Here is a 21102-nt window from a genome sequence, read left to right on the forward strand (position 1 = left end):
CCTAGATCATCGCGCGCAGCGGACCCTGTGGATCGATGCCGAGCGAGCTCAGCGACGACGCGTGAAACACCGTGCCCGGGACATGGATGGCGTGCATTTGGCCGACGTGCACATCGCGCCAATACCGTTGCAGCGGTTTGTCCATCCGCGCCGCATTGCCGCCCGAGCGGGCGAAGATCTCGTCGACCGCTGACACGGCGCGCCAAACCGCACGAATCTGCGTGCGGCGGCCGGCCGCACGGTCGTCGAATGAAACCTCCTTACCGGCTGCGACCATGTCGTAAATGCGGTCGGTGTTGGCCAACAGTTCCTGGCGGGCCGCGTTGATGTCGGCGGCGGCTTCGCCGATGGCATACATCACGTACGGGTCGTCCTTGATCGCGGTTCCGGTGGCGCCGACGCGCTCCCGCTGGTAGTCCAGGTGCGCGGCCAGCGCTCCCTCGGCGATACCGATTGTGGCCGAGGAGATACCCAGGGGGAACATGGTCGACCACGGCATCAGGTACAGCGGCTCGGTCATGCCGGCTTCGCGCTGAGCGGTCCCGTCCATCACCTTCGTAGCGTCCATCGTCCGGTATGCCGGGACGAATGCGTCCTCGACGATGATGTCTTTTGAGCCGGTTCCGCGCAGCCCCACGACATCCCACGAGTCATCGACGATCTGGTAGTCCTTGCGGGGCAGGATCATGTGCAGCATCTGTGGCGGCATCAGGGGTTTGCCTTCACCGTTCCCGAGCATCGCACCCAGGATGATCCAGTCGCAGTGGTCGGTACCCGAGCTGAACTGCCAGCGTCCGTTGAAGATGTAGCCACCGTCGACGGGCTTGGCAACACCTTGTGGCGCATACGGGGAGGCGACCCAGGTGTCAACGTCGTCGGCCCAGATCTCGTCGGCCACCTTCGGGTCGGCATACGTCAGCTGATACGGGTGCACGCCCACCACCCCGACGATCCAGCCGGCGGCGGGGTCCAGTGCCGCCGTGGCCATCGTCGTCTCGGCGAACTCGCGGGGATGAACCTCAAGCCCGCCATGGCTCTTGGGCTGTAGCAGCCGGATCAGGCCGGCTGTCCGCATCATCTTGACGCTGTCGTCGGTGAGACGGCCAATTCTCTCGGCCTCGGCGCCCTGCTCGCGCAGCTGGTCGGCCATGTCGAACACCCGATCGAGTACCCGATCGCTCATCCTTTTTTTCCTTACGTGTGTGGGCTTGCGTCTGGTGTACCGCAGTCCGCACCCAGTCCTGCCGGCGATCCCGGTGAGCGGGCGGAAATGCGGACCGTGCTTGCCGCTACCGACCCGACCTCCGACGGTGAAATGCCACCAGGCGCCACAGGTAACGCACCAGCTGCGCTGTCGGCACTTGCCGGGGCGAATCGTCGGCACGGAAGTACGCGTCCGTGCCACCATCAACGAAAACTACACTGCCGCAAAGGAAATCGGCCGCATCTGACAACATGAAGACTATCCAGTCCGCGAGCTGTACGGGGTCGCCGAAGCCGCCGACCGGTACCGGGAAGGAGTGCACCGCCTTGGCGGCACGTGGAGTCGCCAACTGCTGCGCCAACAGCGGCGTCATGATCGCTCCGGGGGCGATCGCGTTTAGCCGGATGCCCGCGCCGGCCCATTCCGGTGTTACCGCGGTGCGTCGTACCCATCGTGAGACGGCGATCTTCGACGCGCCGTAGGCCATCGAGGGGGCCACCGAACGGTACAGTCGGACCGCCCGGCCAGCGGCCGCGACGTCGCGATCCAACAATGCCCGCACCGCGCGCTTCGGCACCGCTGGCATTGTCGTTGTGGAGTTACTGCCGACCACAACAACTTTCGCATTTCCGGCAGCCGCGAGTGCCGGTAGCCAGGCCTCCGCCAACTCGACTACGCCAAGAAAATTCACCGCCAGGATCCGTTCCGCGTTAGCCGCGCCGCCGGTCGGGCCGACGCCAGCGGCCAACACCGCTCCGTCCAGGTAGCCAGCACTGGCAGCGGATACCGCGTCGCAGGCGCCTGCGCGACCTTCGGGAGTTGACAGACAGCGACAACATCGGCGTCCTTGATGTCGACGCCGATCACGCGGTGGCCGGCGGCCCTGAGCTTTTCCGCGACGGCGTGTCCCATTCCAGAGGCCGATCCGGTGACGGTATACACGCCCATGAGGTCATTCCCTACGCTTTCGCACTCAGGCCGGCGTCGACGATCAACTGGATGTCGGTGAGGTAGCGGGCTTGGTCGAAGGCCAGGAACACCGCCGCCGCTGGGACGACGTGACCGTGCAGGCTCGACATCACGGCGTTTTGATCAGCGAGAAGCCTTTGTACCCGGCGTCGGCGACTTCGTTGCAGATGTTGAGGTAGACCCCGAATCCGCCGAGGAACAGCATGAACACCCGGGGCTTTCCGGGCACGTTGGCGCCGAGGTACCACGAATCGGCCTTGGTGAACAGGGTCGCATCGGCCCGATGGGCGCACTCGTCGACCCAGTCGTCGACGGCATCCGTGGTGGCCTCAATCGCGGCATAACCATGCTCGTCGAGATAGCCGATGCAATCGGCTATCCAATTCACGTGCGCCTCGGCGTGCAACACCATATTGGCCAGCACCGCGGGAGCGCCCGGGCCACAAACGACGAACAGGTTGGGGAAGCCGTCGACACCCAGACCCAGGTAGGTGCGCGGCCCATCGCGCCAGTTGTCGTGCAGCCGAGCGCGTTTCCGGCCGACGATGGCCACCTTGGCCAGTGCGCCGGTCATCGCGTCGAAACCGGTTGCGAGCACGATCGCGTCGAGGTCGTAATGGGTGTCGGTGGTGCTGATCCCGGTGGCGTCGACAGAGACGATCGGCGTGTTACGCACGCTGACCAGCTTTACATTCGGACGGTTGAACGTCTGGAAGTAGTTGGTGTCGGTGCAGATTCGCTTGGTGCCGATCGGGTGGTCGTTGGGGATCAGCAGATCTGCTACCGCCGGGTCGTCGACGACTGCGCGGACCTTCTCCTCGTAGAACTTGCGGGCCTCTTCGTTGGCAGCCGGATCGATCATTTGGTCGGTGAAGGTCTTGGAGAACAGCACTCCGCCCAGATCCCAGCGCGTCTCGAACGCTTCGCGCCGCTCCTCGGGTGTGGCCTCCATGGTCAGCTTCGGGTGGGGGATGTGGGGTGAGCCGCCCCCGCTGCGCCACGACAAGCGCCGGCGTTCGGCGTAGTTGGCTTTCACCGCGGCGCGGTCCGCGTCGGTGAGCGGCCGGTTGCCAGCGGGCACACTGTAATTCGGGGTGCGCTGGAAAACGTACAGATGTGACGCCTGCTCGGCGATGATCGGAATCGACTGGATGCCTGAGGAGCCCGTCCCGATGACGGCCACCCGCTTGTCGGAGAAGTCCACCGGCTCGTGTGGCCACGCGGCGGTGTGGTACAGGTCGCCTGCGAACGTGTCCAGTCCGGGAAACGGCGGGGTCAATGCCGCCGACAACGGGCCGGTTGCCATCAAGCAGAAGCGGGCGGTGACTCGTTCTCCTGCATCGGTGGTCACCGTCCAGCGCAGATTATGTTCGTCGAGGATCGCGGAGGTCACTCGGGTGTCAAAGGTGATGTCACGGCGCAGATCCAGTCTGTCGGCCACCCAGTTGATGTAGCGCAGGATCTCGTCCTGGGTGGCGTATTTTTCCGACCAGTCCCACTCCTGTTGCAGCTCTTCGGAGAAGGAATAGCAGTAGTCCACGCTTTCGACGTCGCAGCGGGCCCCGGGGTACCGGTTGAAATACCAGGTGCCGCCGACGTCGGGTCCGGCCTCGAATACTCTGACCGTCAACCCATTGGACCGCAACTTGTACAGTGCATAGAGGCCGGCGAAGCCGGCACCGACGACCACGATGTCGATTTTGGGGTCGATTTCCGAGTCCAATGCCTGGTCGACTTCGGAGGCCACGTGTTGGCCGGAGCGCCGATCATTGCCACTGATCACGGAAGCCTACGTTAAGTTGTGGCCCGCGCCGGTCAGGTGGGGCGTCCCGGTGACCGGACGTCGGGGTGTCCGCGTCCCGGCCACCGGAAACGGACTCGCAAGTCGGCGGAGGAGGTGAGCAGAATCGCGGCATGCCGGAAGCCGGAGAATGCGCCGCCGTGCAAACTGGCGTCGAAGCAGCCACGGTCGAAGTCGACGTGGACGGAGCGCGGCATCGGCTACCTTGGCCGCGCGACCAGAGTCTGGTGGACACGATGCTCGACGCGGGAATCGACGTGCCGCACTCGTGCCGCGAGGGTCATTGCGGTTCCTGCGTAGCGACCCTGACATCAGGCGAGGTGTACATGGGCAGCTGCGACATCTTGGAACCACACGATCGCGCAGACGGACTCATCCTTGGCTGCCAGGCCCGACCGGTTACCCCTGAGGTGCACGTTGAGTTCTAGTGTCCTGAGTCATTAATTCATGGGTTCTTGTTAGAATGGGTGATGCCGTCACCGCATGCCGCGCAGATCGTGTTGACCGAGGATGAACGCGCCGAGTTGGAGGGCTGGGTCCGGCGTCGCAACCGACATCCGCGCCTGGATCGAGCACTGGAACGACGATCCCAAGCCCTACGTCTGGACCAAGACCGCCGACCAGATCCTCGAATCAGTCGCCAACTACTGCAAACGAATTAATGACTCAGGACACTAGCGCCCTGCTGGCGCCGCGCTGAAGAGGGATGGATATGGCAATCGACACTCCGGTGATCCAGAACGACGCCGTCAGCAGCGCATTTCGCCCGGGGTGGGCCCGGTCGATGAGGCCAATTCGACGCTGTTTTTAGCTTCCGACGAGGCGCGCTACATCACCGCGGTAACGCTGCCCCTTGACGCCGATCGGCTCAGCGGGATAGGAAAGCCAGAACTGTGCTTTCGAAGGCGTCTTTGGCTTCGATCATCGCCCAGTGCCCGCAGTTGGGGAATACATGCAATTCCGCGTTGGGGATGGTGCGCATCGGAATGATTGCCATGTCAAGGGGACTCACGCGATCGTCCCGACCCCAGGTCAGCAGGGTGGGTGCGGTCACCTTGTGCATGACGCCCCATGGCAGCGGCCGATCGGAGGCGTTCATCGCTGCCATCATCGCGGCGTAGGTCGCCTTTCCGTACATGCGGCGCGCGGCGGCCAGCGTCTCGGGGTCTGTTGCCAATTGCCAGCGTTCCTCGACCAGTTCGTCCGTGATCAAGGACTGGTCGTAAACCATCGATTTGAGCCAGTCGACGAGCCGCTGCCGGGTGGGGTCCTCGGTGAATTCCTGCAGTAGCCGAATGCCCTCGCTTGGTCCGGGGCTGAACGTGTTGGTACCGATACCTCCGATCGTCACCAGGCGGTCAATGCGATCCGGATGCTCGATGGCGAAATTGATGCCGACACCGCCGCCCATCGAGTTGCCGACGATGCGGACCGTGTCGATGCCAAGTGCCTCGAGAAAGGGGGCCACGACGCCCTGGGCGGTGATCATCGGGTGGCCTCCGAAGTCGTCGGTGACGCCGAATCCGGGAAACTCCAGGATCAAGCACCGGTAGTGCTCGGCGAACGTGGGCAGGACCCCACGGAAGTTGCGCCACCCGGTGACTCCGGGGCCGGAGCCGTGCAGGAACAGCACCACCGGGGCGCCATCGAGGCCGCAATCGTAGTAACGCAAAGTTCCCGCCGGAGTGCTGATTTCACGGAAGTCGTGGTCGACGTCGGCGATCGCTTGGGAATTATTGGCCACGGATGTCACCCTGCCATCCCGTCTGGAGTAATGGGAGGGATGTTCCGCTGATTGGGTCTGTCGTTCCCGGTCAGTCTGAAACCGGCTGACTGTTCTGCGTGTCGCGGCGGCCGCCAGGCAAAAGGGGTTAAGTCCAGCGCGTCTGTCGGCAGGGCGGCGATCACCGAATTGCATCCCGACACCGCGAAAGTCCTGGTCTTCCTGAATCAAGTCACGGTCAGCCAGGACCGGCCCGACCCCGTTCAGGCCGCCACGAGCGGCGTTGCACGACTGACCAAAGTCGATGGCAGTTGGTTGATTTCGGTGGTTGACCCGATCTAGTCCGAGTCGGCTTTCCCGCTTCCGCAGCTGTCAACGGCTTGATGGAGGTGTGCCTACTCCCGTGAATGTGTTAGCGGCGACGACTCGTTGCGAACCATGCTGCTTGCCGCGACATAGCCCGCCACTTGCGCGATCCTGATTTGCTGTATCGGGTGACACACCGAACCGCGGACCCAATCGGGCCGAGCCCGAGGGCAGCTCTATGCATACGGCTACCTTGGGTTCTTGCCAAGCCAGTACAGTAGGCGGCCGCCCACCGAACTGGTCTCCCCGACACCGTCAGTTCCGCGACTATGCTGTGTCGTCGTGACGGGACGCGGGAGGTACGTCAAGCACCAAGGAGAGCTCCGTGCCGACGGGCGATGAGCCGAACGCATCTGATTTCACCGAATTGCTGGCGGTACTGGATCTCAGTCGTGTGGCCGACGACCAGTTCATCGGATCGCATCCCAGCAAGAACCCGCTACGAACATTCGGCGGCCTGCTCATAGCGCAATCGTTCGTCGCGAGCAGCCGCACGCTGATCCGTGACGACCTTCCACCCAGCGCATTGTCGGTGCATTTCATCAACGGCGGCGACACTACCAAAGACATCGAATTCCACGTGCTGCGGCTGCGCGATGAGCGCCGCTTCGCCAATCGGCGCGTCGACGCGGTGCAGGACGGCACGTTGTTGTCTTCTGCGATGATCTCGTACACGTCCGGGGGCGCCGGACTTGAGCACGCCGTCGATCCGCCGCGAGTGCCCGAGCCGCATACGCTGCCGCCAATTGGCGAGCTCTTGCGCGGCTATGAGGAGACCGTCCCGCATTTCGTCAATGCGCTGCAGCCCATCGAATGGCGATACACCAACGACCCGGCCTGGGTAATGCGGGACAAGGGCGATCGGCTGGACTACAACCGCGTCTGGCTCAAGGCCCGGGGCGCGATGCCCAATGATCCGGTGTTGCATACCGCGACGATGCTGTACTCCTCGGATACCACCGTGCTGGACTCGGTGATCACCACCCACGGGCTGTCGTGGGGCTTCGACCGCATCTTTGCGGCGTCGGCCAACCACTCGGTGTGGTTTCACCGGCAGGTCAATTTCGATGACTGGGTACTGTATTCGACGTCGTCGCCAGCAGCAGCGGATTCACGCGGGCTGGGCAGCGGGCACTTCTTCGATCGCTCCGGGCAACTCATCGCCACGGTGGTGCAAGAGGGCGTGCTGAAATATTTCCCCACTCCTCCCCGATAGACACTGCGGAACGTCGGATTTCGGCTCAGCAACGCCGTGATTAGGCGTACCGTTTTTGGGTAGTGGCAGCTCATCGGGAGGTGAGTGTGAAAGAGCCATCGGTCGGCGTCGCACGGCGGTCCCTCGGTGATCGCGCTCGCGAACGCGTTGTGGTCCACGTCGATTCGCTCCGGGCGCGCTGCATTGGTGCGCTGGCGGTGTTTTGCGCGGCATGCTGGCTGATCGCACTGTTTGCCCGCGATTATCGGCACGGCGATTGGCAGACCGACGGCCGATTGGGTTGGTCGCTCACGGTTTTGGCTGCGGTGGCGTTGATCGCTCGCGGCATCTTCCTTGGCCGGCCGGTGACGGCCTTGCATGCGATGACAGCCGGAGCATTCCTGGTTGTGGGTTTGGGCGCGCACGTGCTGTTCTTCGATTTGCTTGGTGAGGTGCTGATCGCCGGTTCCGGACTGGTGTTGATGTGGCCGACGGCTGCGCATCCGAGGCCCGAAGACCTGCCTCGCGTGTGGGCTTTGATCAACACCACCAAGGCGGATCCGTTGGCGCCGTTCGCCATGCAGGCGGGTAGGGGCTACCACTTCAGCGCTGACGGCGCCGCTGCGCTGGCGTACCGAACCCGGATGGGATTCGCGGTAGTGGGTGGGGACCCGATCGGGGACGAGGCGCACTTTAGCGAGCTGGTCGCCGACTTCATCGCCATGTGCCACACCCGCGGCTGGCGGCTGGTGGTGGTGGCCTGCAGTGAGCGCCGGCTTGGATTGTGGACCGACCGCGCCGTAGTCGGCCAATCGTTACGAGCGATCCCCATCGGCCGAGATGTTGTCGTCGACGTGACCAGTTTTGAACTGGCGGGACGCAAATTTCGCAACCTGCGTCAGGCAGTGAACCGCACGCACAACTTCGGTATCACCACCGAAATCGTGGCCGAACAAGACCTTGACGATCGGCAGCGAGCGGAACTGTCGACCGTACTGCTGGCATCACCCAAAGGGGCCAGTACCGATCGCGGCTTTTGTATGAACCTGGACGGCGTGCTGGAGGGCCGCTATCCCGGCGTGCAGTTGATCATCGCCAGGGATGCTTCGGGCCAGGTACAGGGTTTCGACCGATTCACGACGGCCGGCGGTGGCAGCGACTTGTCCCTTGATGTGCCGTGGCGGCGGCGTGGGGCCCCGAACGGAATCGACGAACGGCTCAGCATCGACATGATCGCTGCGGCTAAAGAACAAGGGGCACAACGGGTATCGCTAGCCTTCGCGGCGTTTCCCGAGCTTTTCGACGGCGACCAGCGGGGCCGCCTACAGAAGCTGTTCTCCGCCCTGATCCATGTTCTCGACCCGTTGCTCGCCCTCGGGTCGTTGTCCCGATATGTACGCAATTTTCCCGCGATGGATTCCCGCCGCTACGCGTTGGCCTCGTTGACTCAGGTCGTTCCGTTGATGTTCGTGTTGCTGTCGCTGGAGTTCATGCCGCGCCGTCGACACCTGTGATCTTTAGTTCGGCGCAGCGGATGTCGTTGGGCAAGTGATGAGTAGCTACCACCACCGTCTTGGTAGCGGGTATCAAACCGGCATTCTCGGCCAACAGATGACGCAGCACGATGTCGGTGTCGGTCGCATCGAGGTGTTCGGTCGGTTCGTCGAGCAGCAGGATCCGGGCGGGCGAGAGCAGCGCCCGTGCCAGCAACAGCCGCCTGCGCTGGCCCGCCGAAACCGCCTGGGCGCCACCGGTCAAGACCGTCGACAGCCCCAGGGGCAGACTGGCCAGCCAGCCGCCGAGGCCGACGGCGTCCAGGACGTCGGTGAGTTCGCCATCTTCACAATCGCCGCGGGCGACCAGCAAGTTGTCTCGGACCGTGGTGGCGAAAATATGCGCATCCTCAGCGAAAAATGTTGCAGCGTTGCGCAGTTCGGCTTCATCGAAGTCGTTGAGGTCGGTTCCGTCCACCATTACCTGTCCGCGTAGCGGCGGCAGCAAGCCGGCCAGGGTCATCAGCAGCGTTGTCTTTCCGGAGCCGCTGGTGCCCGTGACGGCCAACCGCGCACCGGGCGGCAGATCGATAGTTGCGTGGTGTGACTGGGCTTCCGAGCGACCGGAACACACATCGGCAGATAACCTGCCCGTGACTGCGTGGCACGCGGGTGCTACCGCGGTTTTCGCGCTGACGTCCGCCGGAGCCAACTCCAGCAGGCGGCGCGCCGCGATCCGCGATCGGGTCAACTGGACGGCCGCCGCCGGCAGGGCGCTCGTCGCCTCAAATGCGGAGAGCGGCAACAACATCAGGACGCCCAATGTCGTCGGTGCGACCGTAGGTGCCATCGCTATCCCGGCTACCACCGCGCCGAGCACGCTGACGCCGATGGCCGCGGTTGGCATGGCCTCGGCGATAGCTGCCGGTTTGGCCGCGGCGTCGAGCGCTGCACCCCAAGCGCATTGCCGACTTTTCGATTCGGCGATGACCTCGGTCAGGCACCCAGCGACACGTAGTTCGGGTGCATGTTCGAGTGCGAGTAATGCCGCTGTGTCGCGTTCGGAATGATGTTGGCTGGCAAGGGCTTCCTGCTTTGCCGCGGCGTGGGCGGCAAGGCGCGGCGCGATAACTCCGGCTATGAGTAGACAGAGCGCCAGTACGACGGCGGCCGGCAGCGATATGACGCCGACAACCACTGTCGCCGCCGCCGCCAGCACCGCGGCGACGCCGATCGGAACTACGGCGCGCACCAGCACGTCAGCCAATGCGTCAACGTCGGCGCCGACTCGGGCCACCAAGTCACCGCTGTGGAATCGGACGGCGGCGGCTGTCGGCCCGGTCGCCAGCCGATGATAGATCCGCGCGCGCGCCGCGCTGGCCGCACGCAACGCGGTGTCGTGGGTTGCCAGTCGCTCGCAGTAGTTCAGCACGCCGCGCGAAATCGCGAACGTCCGAACCGCCACGACCGCGACCGATAGATCGAGCACGGGCGGCATCTGCCAGGCGCGCATGATCAGCCACGCCGAGACGCCGGCCAACGCTAGGGCGCTGCCCAGCGACAGCACGCCAAGTGCGATGGCGGCCAGTATGCGCGGTAGCTGGGGACGCAGTAGGTCGGAGGCGGCGAATAGGGCGTCAGACCGGCGCATAGTCCACCTGACTGTCGGCGGTGACCTCGACGATCCTGTCGCCGATGGCGACGACTCGCTCCCGATGGGCGACGACCACCACGGTCGCACCGGCTCGGGCGCGCTCGACAATGGCCCGTAGCACCCGGTCCTCGGTGCGGTCGTCCAGGTGTGCGGTGGGTTCGTCGAGCAGCAGCACGGACGCGGCTGATCCGAGCGCTCGGGCCAGAGCCAATCGTTGTCGTTGCCCCAGCGACAGCCCGACGCCATCGCGGCCGAGTAACGTCTCCATCCCGTGCGGCAGATCGGCCAGCACCGCATCGAATCCTGCTGTGGCACAGGCGTTATCGACGTCAGTCAGGTCGCCGAGCAGAGCAAGATTGTCGCGGACTGTACCGGGAACCAGCACCGGACGTTGCGGCAGCCAGGACACCTGCCGCCACCAATCGCTGGGTGCCAGCTCGCCGAGGTCGACGCCGGCGACGGTGATCCGTCCCGCCGACGGCGGCGTAAGCCCCGCGATTACCTGCAGGGTGATGCTCTTGCCCGCGCCGTTGTGTCCGGTCAGCACGGTGACCCGGCCGGGTTCCATTACGGCGGTCAGGTCATTGGGCGCACGGCCGTCTCGGGCTGCGACGCTAAGGCTCTCCAGGCGGATCTGTGCGCCACGTGCGGCCACGGTTCGTTGGCCCTGCCTTTCCGAGCCTCGTTCGCCGATAAGGGCAAAGGCTTTGTCGGCCGCGGTTCTCCCGTCCTGGGCTGCATGGAACTCCACACCGATGCGGCGCAGCGGCCAGTAGACGTCCGGCGCCAGCAGCAGGACGGTCAAACCAACGGCCAGACTCATCTCGCCGAACACCAGGCGAAGACCAATGCCGACAGCGACCAGTGCCACGCCGAGCGTGGCCAGCAATTCCAGCACCAGCGCCGACGAGAACGCGATCCGCAGTGTCGCCATCGCCGAGCGTCGATGGGCGGCACCGAGTTCGGCGATACGCTGCTCCGGGCCGGACGCGCGGCCCAGAGCCCGCAGTGTGGGGAGGCCGGCGATCAGATCCAGCAACCGGGCCTGCAGTGTGGTCATCGCCGCCAGCGCGGCCGCCGATCGGTCAGCGGTGGCCAGTCCGATCAATACCATGAAGATCGGTATTAGCGGCAGCGTAATCACCACGATCACCATCGATTTCAGGTCGTACATGGCGACCACGGCTACGGTGGCCGGAGTCAGGATCGCGGCGAGCAACAGTGTCGGCAGATAACCGGTGAAGTAGGGGCGCAAGCCGTCCAAGCCGCGGGTGACCACCACCGCGGCGGCGTCCCGCTGCGCTGCCAGCTCACTGGGCTGCCGAGCGGTCACCGCCGTGAGCACCTGACCACTGAGGTCGGCGATTATCGCGCTGGCGCCTCGTTGCCCCAGTCGCGCCTGTAGCCAGTGTGTCAGGGTGCGGATTGTCCATAGCCCCAACAAGATCGAGACCGGTCCGAGCCAGCCACGCGGACTGCCCGCTGGGGGATTGCTCACCACCCGCGCAACGATGTTGGCCAGGACGATCGCCGAGCCGATCGCGCAGCCGGTGATCACGACCCCGCAGGCCACGGCGGCCACCAGGTAGCGGCGTAGCGCGGGCGACGCCCGAAATAGTCGCGGGTCCAGCGGCGCCCGCGATGTCGAGTCCGTGGCGCTCAGAACGAACGCCTCGTCAGGCCGATCGAAGTCGGTATCCGCTCAGCCGAGATCCGTTGCCGGAAAACCCAATACGTCCACCCCTGGTATACCACCGTCAGCGGAGCGAATAGTGCGGTGACCCAGGTCATTATCTTGAGGGTGTATGGGGTCGACGAGGCGTTGTAAATCGTCACGCTCCATTGCGCATTCAGCGTCGAAGGCACCAGGTTTGGATACAGCGCGCCGAATAACAGGACCACGACGGCGGCCACGACTACCGCCACGCACACAAATGCCCAGCCGTCGGACGCGCGCCACCACACCAATAGCACCGCCGCCAACTGTGCGATCACCGCCACTCCCAGCACCGCCCAGGTCCACTGCTTGCCGTACACGAGCTGGGTCCAAACTCCAAAACCTGCAACCAGTCCCGTCACGGGAAACGAGAGCCACCTGGCGAATCGGTATGCGTTGTCCCGGATCGGTCCGGCGGTTTTCAAGGCGATGAACACCACGCCGTAGAGCAAGAACAAACCAGCCGTGGCCAAACCGCCAAGCAGCGTGAAGGCGTTGAGCACGTCGCCGATCGACAGGTGCACATGACCGTTGGCAGCTACTGGAAGCCCGCGCACCAGAATCGCGAACGCCACGCCCCACAGCAAGGCGGGCAACCATGAGCCTGCCGCGATACCGAAATCGGCCAACGCTCGCCACTTCGAGTCGTCGATCTTGCCGCGCCATTCGATCGCCACTGCGCGGACAATCATGCCGAACAGGATCGCCAGCAGCGGCAGGTACAGGGTGGAGAACACCGTGGCGTACCAACCGGGAAACGCGGCGAACATCGCTGCGCCGCCGGTGATCAGCCAGACCTCATTGCCGTCCCAGACCGGGCCGATCGTGTTCAGCGCTGCGCGCCGGTTTGATTCCTTATCGCCGGTGCTAACGCGAGCGAGCGGCTCCATCAACATGCCCACGCCGAAGTCGAAGCCCTCGAGGATGAAGAAACCGAGGAACAGCGCGCCGATCACACCGAACCACAACTCTTGGAGTCCCATTAGTCAGCTCCTTCCGGCTAATAAGCGAAGGACAGCGGCGCCACCTCGTCCTCGCTGGGTGCGTGAGGCGCTGCGGGTTCGGCGTCGTGTTCCAGCGGCCCTTCGACGATGTAGCGCTTGAGCAGCCAGAACCAAATGACCGCCAGCACCCCGTAGACCACCGTGAACGTCGCCAGGGAGGTGATGACCATGCCGGAGGCGTGGTTGGAGACGCCGGCCGCAACGGTGAGTCGAAGCTGTTGATCGCCGGTTGGGTTCGGGACAACAATCCAGGGCTGACGGCCCATTTCGGTGAATACCCATCCGGCGCTGTTGGCTAGGAACGGAGTTGGAATGGTGAGCAGCGCAAACCAGGCGAACCAGCGCTGATTCGGGATCCGGCCGCCGCGGGTGAGCCACAGCGCAAGCAACGCGAACAGCACCGGAATTGCCAGCAGCCCGATCATTACGCGGAACGACCAGTAGGTGACAAACAGGTTGGGCCGGTAGTCATTTGGCCCGAATCGCTGTTGATAGTCCTGTTGGATGTTGCGTACGCCTTGCAGTGTGACGTCATTGATGCGGCTTTCGGCCAGGAACGGCAGCACGTAGGGCACCTCGATGACACGGGTGAGGCTGTCGCAGTTGTTCTGCCTGCCGACGGTCAGGATGGAGAAGTCCGGATCGGTCTGGGTGTCGCACAACGATTCTGCTGATGCCATTTTCATCGGCTGCTGCCGGAACATCAGCTTGCCTTGCATGTCACCGGTGAAGAACAAGCCGACGGTGGCCGCCAGCGCGACCCAACAGCCCAGAACGGTCGCGGGGCGATACATGGCGCGGGTACCGGGGTCGACGGTGGAGGTCCTGGAACGGACCAGCCACCACGCGCTGACCGCGGCGACGAATGTTCCCGCCGTCAGCAACGATCCGGTGATCGCGTGCAAAAACGCCCACTGCGCAGTGTTATTGGTAAGCAACGCCAGGATGCTATCCAATTCGGCGCGTCCGGTCGCCGGGTTGTAGTGTGCCCCGACCGGGTGCTGCATGAACGAGTTCGCCGCAATAATGAAGAACGCGGATACGTTGACCCCGATCGCGACGATCCAAATACATGCTAGGTGCACGAGTCGGGGCAGCCTGCTCCAGCCGAAGATCCACAGACCGATAAACGTGGATTCGAAGAAGAAGGCGGCCAGGCCTTCCATGGCCAGCGGGGCGCCGAACACGTCGCCGACGAAGCGGGAATACTCGCTCCAGTTCATGCCGAACTGGAATTCCTGCACGATCCCGGTCGCCACGCCGATGGCGAAGTTGATCAAGAACAACTTGCCGAAGAACTTGGTGAGGCGATACCAGGCGACGTTGTCGGTGACCACCCATGCCGTTTGCATCACGGCGAGCAGGGGAGCCAGGCCTATGGTGAGCGGCACGAAGATGAAGTGGTAGACGGTGGTGATACCGAACTGCCACCGCGATATGTCGACGACATTCATCTGTCATCTCCCGGGGCTGCGGGGCACTTGGAACAGCTACGACGAAGTGTAGTAGACAGGGTCGGCTGACGCTACTGCTCGAGCGATTGCGACGCCTTGCGGATGCCGAACGCCGAAACGATCTCGAAGACGCCGATCACGACAAACCAGATGCCGACCACGACCGCCAGGGTGATGATCGATTCGAAGGGCGCTGCCAGCACCACGATGCCAGCGATCAAACTGATCAGGCCCACGAAAATTGACCAGCCTCGACCTGGCAGCGTCGGATCGCTGATGGCGGAAACGGTTGTGGCGACGCCGCGGAAGATGAACCCGATGCCGATCCAGATGGCCAGCAACAGAACCGCGTTGCCGAAATGCCGGAACGCCAGCACGGCCAGGATCAGCGATGCCGCGCCGCTGATGAACAACAGGATCCGGCTACCTGCCGAAACATGCAGAGCGAATGCGAAGACGACCTGCGCGACACCGGTCAGCACGAGATAGACGCCAAACGCGATGGCGGCAGCCAAGACGGATATTTGCGGCCAGGCCAGTATCAGGATGCCGAGGATCAATGACAGAACGCCCGACGCGAACGTGGATTTCCATAAATGTGGCAGCAGCGGTGGGACAGGGGTGTGTTCCATGGCACCAGTGTGACGCATGTGGCGTTTCTGGTATAGGGGCTGTTGGTTCAGACGTGGGCCGTGCGCGGTTCCTCGACGAGCAGGTCACTGGGCTCTTCGCCCGCTTTGCGGCCGATCAGGTACCACGTGCGCATGATGCCTTTGCCCTTGACGTCGATGTGGCCACGTTCCCGTAGCACAAAGTCGTCTTTCAGGCGCGCGTACACCTCATCGGGTACTTGGATCTGCCCCACCGAGTCGGTGGATTCCATACGCGATGCGACGTTGACCGCGTCGCCCCACACGTCGTAGAAGAATCGCCGAGAGCCCACGACGCCGGCGACCACGGGCCCGGTGGCCAAGCCCATCCGCAGCGGCACCGAGCGGCCGTGCGGATCCTTCATCGTGGCCGCGACGGCGGCCATGTCGAGCGCAAAGCCTGCCAGCGCGTGGACATGGTCGGGCCGTGGCCGCGGAACCCCGCTGACGACCATGTAGGAGTCGCCGCTGACCTTGATCTTTTCAAGTTGATGCTTGTCCACCAGGGCGTCGAAGGCGCTGTAGAGGCGGTCTAGGAAGCGCACCAGGTCAGCCGGTGCGGTGCCGCTGGCGCGCTCGGTGAAGCCGACGATGTCGGCGAACAGCACCGAAGCCTCGTCGTATTTGTCGGCGATGACATTGCGTTCGGGTTCCTTGAGCCGGTCGGCGATGCTGGCCGGCAACATGTTTGCCAGCAAAGCCTCGGATCGCTCGTGCTCGGCTTCCATGATCGCCTCGGCGCGCGCCGTATCACGCAGGGCGAACCACACGGTCACTACCACTACCACGCAGGCGGACACGGTGGTGATGACGAAGCCCGTCGACTGGGCCCACGCCGGCTGCAGCCCGGTGTTGCGTGGAATCAGGAACTCCGATGCGATGACCAGGCCCGCGGCGATCGCCGCCAGGCCACTGGCCAACACGATGTGCTCAATGCCGAGCAGCAGCACTACCAGGCAGGCCCCTACCACGAAGAAGAGCTGAGCGCCTGAGCCGGTCCCCACGTCCCAGCAGCTGGCGAAGATCGTGACGTAGGCGGCGCCGATGAACGTCAGCGGTGCCACCAATTCTCCGAAGCGATGCAGCATCGGGACGGTGGCAAACACCAGAGCCGCCGCGACGTTGATCGAGATGACCTGCCAGAGCCATGCACCGATGAACAACTGCACGGCCACAAAGCTCGCACTGACCACCACGGACATCCACGCGGCAATATTGAGCACCCGAGCACGGCGTGCGGCAATGTCGGCGTAGTGCTGATTGGGAGCACGGGTCTGAGCCCGCACCGCCGCTACACAGTCCGGGCGTCGCGTCGAGCCGTTCGCTCCTATTGGTGGGGCGCCACATTTTTTAGCCGCCACGAAACACAGCCTAACCGTTGAGCTCGATGTTTACCGAGGACGACGGCGATTTTCCGGCGGCTCTGACTCGGTGCCCTCGGTGAGATTCGAACTCTAATTATGCGTTGCTGTGACCTGGGGCAAACGAGGGTAAATGGCGGATTGCCTGCGGTTTGTCATTAACCTAGTTGAACCCGGATTAGCGGTGGTTAACGGCGAATGTAGTCACCATGTAGTCACGTCGATCAGGCGTTCGGGCGATGGGTTCCGTGCCTCGTCGCTCGCGTATACGCGAGCGGGTCGTAGCCGCCGGTGACTTTGCGCGCCATCAGGGCGCGCGGTCCGGCGTTGTTGCCCACCAGTGATGCCTTGATCTCGTCGATAGTTGGCCGCCCGTTGGTCACCTTGCGGGTAAGCCAAGCCGGCGGCGGGGTGTTGCTCTCGAGGTCGACCGGGCTCGCCAACCTAACTCCCTGACCCGTCCTGGGCGCCAGCACGTTGAAACAGATAACGGCTCCCGCGAGTTGGTCGGGCTGATGCTGCCCGGCCTGCCATTGGGTCGCCGCCGCCTCGAACTCGGGCAGGCTCCCGGCGATGACGCACCGTCCGGTTTCGAGCGCCTGCAGCATCGGGGCGGCGCGCGCGACGGCATCGCCCTTGCGCGGGTGGCCCTTTGGTGGCCAACCGCGGACCGAGATATGCCCTGCCCCCGTGATGTGAGCGAGAGCTTCACGGACGATCCGAACATAGGTCGTCCCGCTGGCGAACGCTTCGACGTGGATTTCGCTCGCTCCGACGTCGAGGGCCAGGGCGATAGCGGCCCGGGCCCACTGGTCGCTGGTCATTCTCCCCGACCGATCCGCGATCAGGTGCACCCGGCCATCGGTGGACAAGCTCGCGGCGATGATGCCGGCGGCATCGCGTTCGCCGCTGTCGGCCGGGTCCACCGCGACGACCGTGCGCACCGGATGCGTTGGCGCGATCGGCACTCGGTGGTCGTCGAGCCACGCGCGTTGAATCAACCCGCCTTCGGGCGCCGAGGGCACGCCCAGGTACATCGCCGCCCATGTCCGTGAGCCGACCTCGAGCTTGATCTGGTCGAAATCGACTTCGCCGAGTGCCGTCGTCATGGGCACGCCTGGCGGGCGGCCCAGCGCATCGGGGACACCGGGCGTGCTCACCGCCGGCACGTTGACATGGATCCAGCCGCCCTCGGCCAACAACTCGGCGGCAAGGTCGCGTTCGTGCCATCGAGTCATGACAATGACGGTGCTCGCTCCGGGCATGCGTCGGGTGAGCAGCGAGGATTTGAACTCATTCATCAACCGACGCCGTGTGGATGGGCTGTCGGCGTCCTGGGCGCCTTTCACCGGGTCGTCCACCAATAGCAGGTGAGCGCCGAAGCCGGTCGTGGAGGTGAAGATGCCGCCAGCAAGCAAGCCGCCCTTGCGATTGGCTACTTTCCAGCGAGCGGACGCGGTCTTATCGTCGGCCAACTGGAAGCCGAGCATGTCGGTGTTCTCGGCGATGATCCGGCGCGCCTCCCGGCTGTGTTCCTCAGCCAGTTCATCGGAATAGCTTTTGAGGATTAGCGCGTGGTCGGGGTTGCGCATCAGCGCGAACACCACGCCAACCTGAGATACCAGCACGCTCTTGCCGGTTCGTGGCGGTGTGCTGATGACCGTCCGCCTACCCGAATTCTCGATCGCGTCGACCAGAACATCGGAGATCAGCGCCAGCGTGGGTGTCACGGTGTAGAAGTCCGGGAACACACGCTTGGCCAGTTCGGCCGGTGTCGCCGGGCGGCGCAGGGCACGCTGTGCGGCCACGGCGCGTGCGGCGGTGAGCGCGCGGACGACCATGGTCATGCGGCCACGGTGATGGGCAGATCGACGTAAGTCCGGCCGCCGATCTTGAATGCGTGGACCCGACGTGCCTGGTGCAACTCGACCAATGCCCGGACTTTTGCCCAGTAGGGTGCGTCCGGGAGTCGGGTACGCAGCGCGGACCAAGCCATGACGTCGCCGGCTTCACCGAGCACTGTAAGGATCGCGTCGTCGAGCGTGACAGCGCCCGCTGTCACGACACTTGGAGAATGCCTATAAGAGTCGGTATTAACCTGTCTGCCAACGGCATTCACTGGTCTGCCTCCGGTTCGGGGTCGGGCTCAATGCCCTCGATTTGGGGGCTGTGCGACCCGCTGGCAGGTGATTCGGTCTGGGCGGGTATGTCGGGCCCCTGCAGGGCTGTGTCGCCCTCAGCGCGACGCTGTAGCACCGCCAGCCATTCCGAAAGTTCGTCGGCGGACACACCGTCCAGTGCGAGCACTTGGCGAGCGATGTCGACGTGCAGCGGCCAGAGCGGGTCACCTTCGCCGGCGACGGTGCCGAACAGCTCACGGCACGTGACGACCAGCTCGGCGTTCAAGTCGGCAGGATCGAACCGACCCTGTTCGGCCGCGGCGGTCACGTCCTTGGCGATCGACATCGCGGCCTTGATGATGTCCTGCGCTGTCGTCACTGCACCACCTCGGCGTCGATAACGTTGGCAGGGTTGACGGCATTGGCGGGCGGCGGGTGTTGGCGTTCAGCCCGTTCGGCCAGGGCCAACAGTTCCGATTCGGCGCGGTCCAGGATCGCGGTAGCCGACTGGTGAACGTTGATGTCCACCTGGGACCGGACCGGAGCATAGGCACCGTGCAATTTGGCGTCTTCGGCAATGTTGTTGCGCAGCTCGCACGCCAGGCTCACGAGGTCCTTTGTGTCACCGTTTTGCCTGCTGAGCACGAATTGCTCGAAGAGGGTTGCCCGGACGATTCGAAGTCCTTCGGAGGCGGATCGCCGCACCGATTCCACCGCCCTATACGGCGTCCGCCTGTTGAGGCGAGTGACCGCGTTCTGTACTGCGCCGTGCGATTTGTAGCCGAGCTCGTCGGCGATCTCTTGCCAGGTTCGGCCGGTGGCGCGCAACCGGAAGGCTTCCTCGGCGCGCAACTTGCTGTCCTGGTGTGACCGGTCGGGGGCCATGCCTCAATATCGCCTCAAAGGGTGCAACCGGAATGTCAGCAAAACATGTAGGTGGTTGTCGCTGTCGTCTGATAGACCAAGACAAGACGGAAGGACGCCATCATGAGGATCGCAGCAACTCTGGCAGCGGTGGCTGTCGCCGCCACTGTGACGGGCGTATCGATTGCTCCCGCCGCCGGCGCCGACCCTGGACTACCAGGCACCAACTGCGAGACCAACATGCTCGGTGCGCTCTACTGCGACGGGCCGGTGCAGGCCGACGGGTCATGGGACCGATGCGTCGACGTGTATCCCCAGCCCATCTACGGTGGCCCCTCCGGCGGGGTCAGTGGATGGTCGCCGCCGTATCACTCGTGCTATCACTACGACCCGGCCGCGCCGCCGTTCAAACTCGGGCAACCGGATTATCACATCGGTCTGTGACCGCGCGCAGCGCTGGCCAGCTCGCGGCGAGGCCGGGGTGCAACCCGAGCTTGGGCACGTCGCGTTGGGGTACCCAGCGCAGCTCGGCGCTCTCGGCAGACGTCACCGTCGCCAGCAGCTCGGCCGCATCGGCAATCACGGTGGTGTAGGTCCAACGCCGCCCGCTGGGCAACATAGCCTCCGCAGTCACGATCGACGACCGCACGGTGATCTGATCGCAGCGCAGGCCGGTTTCCTCGCAGGCTTCGCGGATTGCGGTCGCCTCGGGGCTTTCGTGGCTGTCTCGGGCGCCGCCAGGTAGCCCCCACGTGCCGCCGTGGTGGCTCCAGGTCGCCCGGCGCTGCAACAGGATTGCCGTTGCGGCGTCCGGCCGTGGTGCGCGCAGCAGTAGGCCGGCGGCGCCGTAGCGGCCCCAGTAGCGCGTGCCGTTGGCCGTTCGCACCCATCCGTCGCCGTCACCGCGCATGGGTCACCCTGGACTCGTCAGGGAATGGTCGGCCGATCAGGGCGTCCACGTGGTACTTCGTGCGCCAGGGCTCGGTGCGCATCCATTGGGGCCGGGTGTCCCAATCGTGTCTGGTGAATGTGGGAAGGCCGGCAACCGCCTCGACGCCGAAGGTTGTCGCCAGGCGCTCGGCAACCTCGACGGCTGCCTCGGCGCCGATCAGCTCTCTAGTCACAAAGATGCGGATAATCTCAGCCGATGCGGCCCGGATAACCGGTGTGCTGGTGGCGATTTGCTGCCGCACGTGCGACAGGGGGCACCAGGTGCCGACATCGTCGTGGGCGACTGCCCCCTGCAACATGACGTGCGTCAGGACCGGTGCCATGCCACGGTTCGGGTGGTACGGAAACCAAGAGTTATAGGTGTCTTCGCGACGGATGTTGGCGGTCATGGCACGCACGCGGTAGAGGGCATCGACACCGTTGCCCACGCCGTAGATGCCGCACGTGCAGCCAAATGCGGGTGGCTCGTGATCTGGATCTATCGAGCAGGTAGCGCGAATGATCCGGTTATTGGTGCGGCAGTTCGACAGGCGCAAGCCTTCGTGTCGTGCTCCGTGACAAGGGGAGTACAGCGTC

17 protein-coding genes and 5 pseudogenes are annotated in these 21102 nt (G+C 64.3%); 7 read left to right on the top strand and 15 right to left on the bottom strand.

Going from position 1 to position 21102, the window contains the following annotated elements; genetic code table 11:
* Position 1: 1 nt before the first annotated feature.
* From MSIMFI_RS24250 to MSIMFI_RS24265, 3 genes and pseudogenes are all read right to left on the bottom strand, one after another.
* Complete coding sequence (locus MSIMFI_RS24250) at positions 2 to 1183, bottom strand: acyl-CoA dehydrogenase family protein (protein WP_186242985.1); 1182 nt, start codon at positions 1181 to 1183, stop codon at positions 2 to 4.
* Positions 1184 to 1289: 106 nt separating this feature from the next.
* A pseudogene (locus MSIMFI_RS24255) lies at positions 1290 to 2152 on the bottom strand (SDR family oxidoreductase).
* Positions 2153 to 2282: 130 nt separating this feature from the next.
* Complete coding sequence (locus MSIMFI_RS24265) at positions 2283 to 3896, bottom strand: flavin-containing monooxygenase (protein ID WP_191499832.1); 1614 nt, start codon at positions 3894 to 3896, stop codon at positions 2283 to 2285.
* A 191-nt stretch (positions 3897 to 4087) separates the two neighbouring features.
* Here MSIMFI_RS24265 and MSIMFI_RS24270 point away from each other — a divergent pair, with 191 nt between their 5' ends.
* The 3 genes and pseudogenes from MSIMFI_RS24270 to MSIMFI_RS28540 all read left to right on the top strand — a co-directional run.
* Entirely contained in the window at positions 4088 to 4402 is a 315-nt protein-coding gene (locus MSIMFI_RS24270; protein ID WP_186242987.1) for a 2Fe-2S iron-sulfur cluster-binding protein, read from the top strand.
* Between the two features lie 124 nt (positions 4403 to 4526).
* Positions 4527 to 4652 (top strand): annotated as a pseudogene (locus tag MSIMFI_RS24275) (IS630 family transposase); the annotation flags it as partial.
* Between the two features lie 40 nt (positions 4653 to 4692).
* A pseudogene (locus MSIMFI_RS28540) lies at positions 4693 to 4835 on the top strand (SDR family mycofactocin-dependent oxidoreductase); the annotation flags it as partial.
* Between the two features lie 7 nt (positions 4836 to 4842).
* Here the strand turns inward: MSIMFI_RS28540 and MSIMFI_RS24280 are convergent.
* Positions 4843 to 5718, bottom strand: a complete 876-nt coding sequence (locus MSIMFI_RS24280) for an alpha/beta fold hydrolase (RefSeq protein ID WP_191499491.1) — start codon at positions 5716 to 5718, stop codon at positions 4843 to 4845.
* Positions 5719 to 5769: 51 nt separating this feature from the next.
* Between MSIMFI_RS24280 and MSIMFI_RS28545 the strand changes: the two genes are divergently transcribed.
* The 3 genes from MSIMFI_RS28545 to MSIMFI_RS24290 all read left to right on the top strand — a co-directional run bounded on the left by MSIMFI_RS28545 (position 5770) and on the right by MSIMFI_RS24290 (position 8772).
* Positions 5770 to 6039, top strand: a complete 270-nt coding sequence (locus tag MSIMFI_RS28545) for a hypothetical protein (RefSeq protein WP_224770411.1) — start codon at positions 5770 to 5772, stop codon at positions 6037 to 6039.
* Between the two features lie 349 nt (positions 6040 to 6388).
* A complete protein-coding gene (locus tag MSIMFI_RS24285) occupies positions 6389 to 7279 on the top strand; it encodes an acyl-CoA thioesterase II (protein ID WP_191499492.1) in 891 nt (296 codons plus the stop codon).
* 62 nt (positions 7280 to 7341) lie between these two features.
* Complete coding sequence (locus tag MSIMFI_RS24290) at positions 7342 to 8772, top strand: bifunctional lysylphosphatidylglycerol flippase/synthetase MprF (RefSeq protein ID WP_224770412.1); 1431 nt, start codon at positions 7342 to 7344, stop codon at positions 8770 to 8772.
* Here the strand turns inward: MSIMFI_RS24290 and cydC are convergent.
* From cydC to MSIMFI_RS24340, 10 genes and pseudogenes are all read right to left on the bottom strand, one after another.
* Positions 8706 to 10402 (bottom strand): annotated as a pseudogene (cydC, locus tag MSIMFI_RS24295) (thiol reductant ABC exporter subunit CydC). The gene MSIMFI_RS24290 and the pseudogene cydC sit on opposite strands and share 67 nt — an antisense overlap.
* Positions 10389 to 11978: a thiol reductant ABC exporter subunit CydD gene (gene cydD, locus MSIMFI_RS24300; RefSeq protein WP_396820587.1), complete on the bottom strand. Its 1590-nt coding sequence runs from the start codon at positions 11976 to 11978 to the stop codon at positions 10389 to 10391. The pseudogene cydC and the gene cydD overlap by 14 nt, the downstream one beginning before the upstream one ends.
* 86 nt (positions 11979 to 12064) lie before the next feature.
* Positions 12065 to 13105 carry a cytochrome d ubiquinol oxidase subunit II gene (gene cydB, locus MSIMFI_RS24305; protein WP_191499496.1) on the bottom strand — a complete coding sequence of 347 codons (1041 nt, stop codon included), beginning with the start codon at positions 13103 to 13105 and terminating at the stop codon, positions 12065 to 12067.
* Between the two features lie 17 nt (positions 13106 to 13122).
* Positions 13123 to 14580 (bottom strand): cytochrome ubiquinol oxidase subunit I, encoded by a 1458-nt coding sequence (locus MSIMFI_RS24310; protein ID WP_191499497.1) that lies wholly within the window; start codon positions 14578 to 14580, stop codon positions 13123 to 13125.
* 71 nt (positions 14581 to 14651) lie between these two features.
* Positions 14652 to 15230 carry an HdeD family acid-resistance protein gene (locus tag MSIMFI_RS24315; RefSeq protein WP_191499498.1) on the bottom strand — a complete coding sequence of 193 codons (579 nt, stop codon included), beginning with the start codon at positions 15228 to 15230 and terminating at the stop codon, positions 14652 to 14654.
* Between the two features lie 29 nt (positions 15231 to 15259).
* Positions 15260 to 16591: an adenylate/guanylate cyclase domain-containing protein gene (locus tag MSIMFI_RS24320; RefSeq protein WP_191499499.1), complete on the bottom strand. Its 1332-nt coding sequence runs from the start codon at positions 16589 to 16591 to the stop codon at positions 15260 to 15262.
* A gap of 224 nt (positions 16592 to 16815) precedes the next feature.
* Positions 16816 to 18438 carry a phage terminase large subunit family protein gene (locus MSIMFI_RS24325; RefSeq protein ID WP_191499500.1) on the bottom strand — a complete coding sequence of 541 codons (1623 nt, stop codon included), beginning with the start codon at positions 18436 to 18438 and terminating at the stop codon, positions 16816 to 16818.
* A complete protein-coding gene (locus MSIMFI_RS24330) occupies positions 18435 to 18653 on the bottom strand; it encodes a hypothetical protein (protein WP_191499501.1) in 219 nt (72 codons plus the stop codon). The genes MSIMFI_RS24325 and MSIMFI_RS24330 overlap by 4 nt, the downstream gene beginning before the upstream one ends.
* Positions 18654 to 18706: 53 nt before the next feature.
* The gene (locus tag MSIMFI_RS24335) at positions 18707 to 19090 is read right to left on the bottom strand and encodes a flagellar hook-length control protein (RefSeq protein ID WP_191499502.1); all 384 of its coding nucleotides are present in this window, start codon (positions 19088 to 19090) and stop codon (positions 18707 to 18709) included.
* Positions 19087 to 19596 (bottom strand): hypothetical protein, encoded by a 510-nt coding sequence (locus MSIMFI_RS24340; RefSeq protein WP_191499503.1) that lies wholly within the window; start codon positions 19594 to 19596, stop codon positions 19087 to 19089. The genes MSIMFI_RS24335 and MSIMFI_RS24340 overlap by 4 nt, the downstream gene beginning before the upstream one ends.
* Positions 19597 to 19698: 102 nt before the next feature.
* Here MSIMFI_RS24340 and MSIMFI_RS24345 point away from each other — a divergent pair, with 102 nt between their 5' ends.
* On the top strand, positions 19699 to 20019 hold the full coding sequence (locus tag MSIMFI_RS24345) for a CDGP domain-containing protein (RefSeq protein WP_191499504.1): 321 nt from the start codon (positions 19699 to 19701) through the stop codon (positions 20017 to 20019).
* Positions 20020 to 20023: 4 nt separating this feature from the next.
* On the opposite strand, the pseudogene MSIMFI_RS24350 reads toward MSIMFI_RS24345, so the two are convergent.
* Positions 20024 to 20485: pseudogene (locus MSIMFI_RS24350) on the bottom strand (NUDIX hydrolase); the annotation flags it as partial.
* Positions 20486 to 21102 lie beyond the last annotated feature (617 nt).

The organism is Mycobacterium simulans (assembly GCF_900232995.1).
Lineage (GTDB): Bacteria > Actinomycetota > Actinomycetes > Mycobacteriales > Mycobacteriaceae > Mycobacterium > Mycobacterium simulans.

Coding starts and splice junctions, on each gene's coding strand:
- cydB (WP_191499496.1), bottom strand. CDS start 13,105: ATGGGACTCCAAGAGTTGTGGTTCGGTGTGATCGGCGCGCTGTTCCTC.
- MSIMFI_RS24315 (WP_191499498.1), bottom strand. CDS start 15,230: ATGCGTCACACTGGTGCCATGGAACACACCCCTGTCCCACCGCTGCTG.
- MSIMFI_RS24345 (WP_191499504.1), top strand. CDS start 19,699: ATGAGGATCGCAGCAACTCTGGCAGCGGTGGCTGTCGCCGCCACTGTG.
- MSIMFI_RS24270 (WP_186242987.1), top strand. CDS start 4,088: ATGCCGGAAGCCGGAGAATGCGCCGCCGTGCAAACTGGCGTCGAAGCA.
- MSIMFI_RS24250 (WP_186242985.1), bottom strand. CDS start 1,183: ATGAGCGATCGGGTACTCGATCGGGTGTTCGACATGGCCGACCAGCTG.
- MSIMFI_RS24310 (WP_191499497.1), bottom strand. CDS start 14,580: ATGAATGTCGTCGACATATCGCGGTGGCAGTTCGGTATCACCACCGTC.
- MSIMFI_RS24325 (WP_191499500.1), bottom strand. CDS start 18,438: ATGACCATGGTCGTCCGCGCGCTCACCGCCGCACGCGCCGTGGCCGCA.
- MSIMFI_RS24340 (WP_191499503.1), bottom strand. CDS start 19,596: ATGGCCCCCGACCGGTCACACCAGGACAGCAAGTTGCGCGCCGAGGAA.